This is a genomic window from Streptomyces sp. NPDC007162 (genome assembly GCF_040634175.1).
Lineage (GTDB): Bacteria > Actinomycetota > Actinomycetes > Streptomycetales > Streptomycetaceae > Streptomyces.
In genome coordinates, this window is sequence record NZ_JBEYFC010000927.1 from 1 (window position 1) to 1,908 (window position 1,908).

The 1,908-nt window shown below is 70.8% G+C and carries 1 protein-coding gene; it reads right to left on the reverse strand.

Going from position 1 to position 1,908, the window contains the following annotated elements:
* Positions 1-36: 36 nt before the first annotated feature.
* On the reverse strand, positions 37-1,908 hold a 1,872-nt coding region (locus ABZ646_RS45930; RefSeq protein WP_360533559.1), incomplete at its 5' end, for an NAD-glutamate dehydrogenase domain-containing protein.

The following is a 1,908-nucleotide window of genomic DNA, read 5'->3' on the forward strand; positions in this document are numbered from 1 at the left end:
GCCGCACCGGCCCGGGGCGCCTTTCGCGTCGTACGGCTACGCGTGCGTGCGCAGCAGCGTCCGCATCGTCCGCATGGCCACCGACAGGTTGGCCAGGTCGAAGGAGTCCGAGCTGCGGATCTCCTCCAGGGTGGCCCGGGCCCGGCCCAGGATCGCCGCGTTCTTCTGCTCCCAGGCCTGGTAGCGCTGCTCGGGCGTCGAGGTGCCGTCACCGGCGGCGAGGACGTCGGCGGTGAGCATCGCGTGGGCCGCGTACAGGTCCTCGCGGATGGACGCGCGGGCCATCGACTGCCAGCGGTCGGCGCGCGGGAGCTCGATGATGCGGTCCATCAGCTGGCTGACGCCGAGGCGGTCGGCGAGGTCGTAGTAGACCTCGGCGACCTCCAGCGGCTCCTTGCCGGTGCGGTCGGCCACCGAGACGATGTCCAGCGCCGGGAAGGCGGAGGAGAAGCCCGCCACGCGGGTGGCGACCTCGTCGGGCACCCCGGCGCCGGACAGTTCGTCGTGCACGTGCTGGTACCACTCCAGGTCCGCGCCGCGCAGCAGCTTCGGCAGCTGCTGCCAGACCTGTTCGACCCGCTCGGAGAAGAAGTCGACGGTCTCCAGGAGCTGCAGCGGCTGCGGCCGGTTGTTGAGCAGCCAGCGGGTGCCGCGCTCGACCAGCCGGCGCGAGTGCAGCCGGATCCGGGTCTGCACGGCCGCGTCGACCTTGTTGTCGAGTTCCTCGACGGCGTCCCACACCGGCGCCGAACGGAAGATCGCGCGGGCCGCGGTCTGCGCCCGGACGATCTCCTCCAGGGAGGCCCCGGTCTCCTCGCGCAACCGGTGCAGGTAGGTCGTACCACCGGTGTTGACCGTGTCGTTGACCAGCACGGTGGTGGTGATCTCACGGCGCAGCGGGTGGGTGGCGAGCGCGGCGGCGAACCGCTCGCGCAGGGCCGTCGGGAAGTAGGCGTGCAGCAACCCGCTCAGGTACGGGTCGTCCGGCAGCGAGGTCGCCAGCAGCTCGTCGGCGACGGTGATCTTCGTGTAGGCCAGCAGGACGGCCGTCTCCGGGCCGGTCAGGCCCTGGCCGGTGCCGATGCGCTCACGGATCTGCCGGTCGGTGGGCAGGAACTCCAGGGCGCGGTCCAGGTGGCCCTCCCTGACCAGGTGGCGCAGGAAGCGCTGCTGGGCGTGGAGCATGTCCCCGGACTGGGCGAGGGCGTTGGCGATGGCCACGTTCTGCGCGTAGTTGTTGCGCAGCACCAGGGAGCCGACCTCGTCGGTCATCTCGGCGAGCAGCTTGTTGCGCTGCTTGACCGTCATGTCGCCGTCCGCGACCACGCCGTTGAGCAGGATCTTGATGTTCACCTCGTGGTCGGAGGTGTCCACACCGGCGCTGTTGTCGATGGCGTCGGTGTTGATCTTGCCGCCGCGGCGGGCGAACTCGATCCGGCCGAGCTGCGTCAGACCCAGGTTGCCGCCCTCGCCGACGACCTTGACGCGCAGGTCGGCGCCGTCGACGCGGATGGCGTCGTTGGCCTTGTCGCCGACGTCGGCGTTGGACTCGGTCGACGCCTTGACGTAGGTGCCGATACCGCCGTTCCACAGCAGGTCGACCGGCGCGTGAAGGATCGCCTTCATCAGGTCGGCCGGGGTCAGCTTGGCGACCTTGTCCTCGATGCCGAGGGCCTCGCGGATGTGGCTGTTGACCGGGATGGACTTGGCGCTGCGGGGGAAGATGCCGCCGCCCGCCGAGAGCAGTTCCGTGTGGTAGTCGCCCCAGCTGGAGCGGGGCAGTTCGAACAGGCGGCGGCGCTCGGCGTACGAGGTGGCCGCGTCCGGGTTCGGGTCGATGAAGATGTGCCCCGGCCGGGGTCGGTGCGGGAGAGCTGGTCGACCAGCATCGGCAGGCGCTGCTCGGCG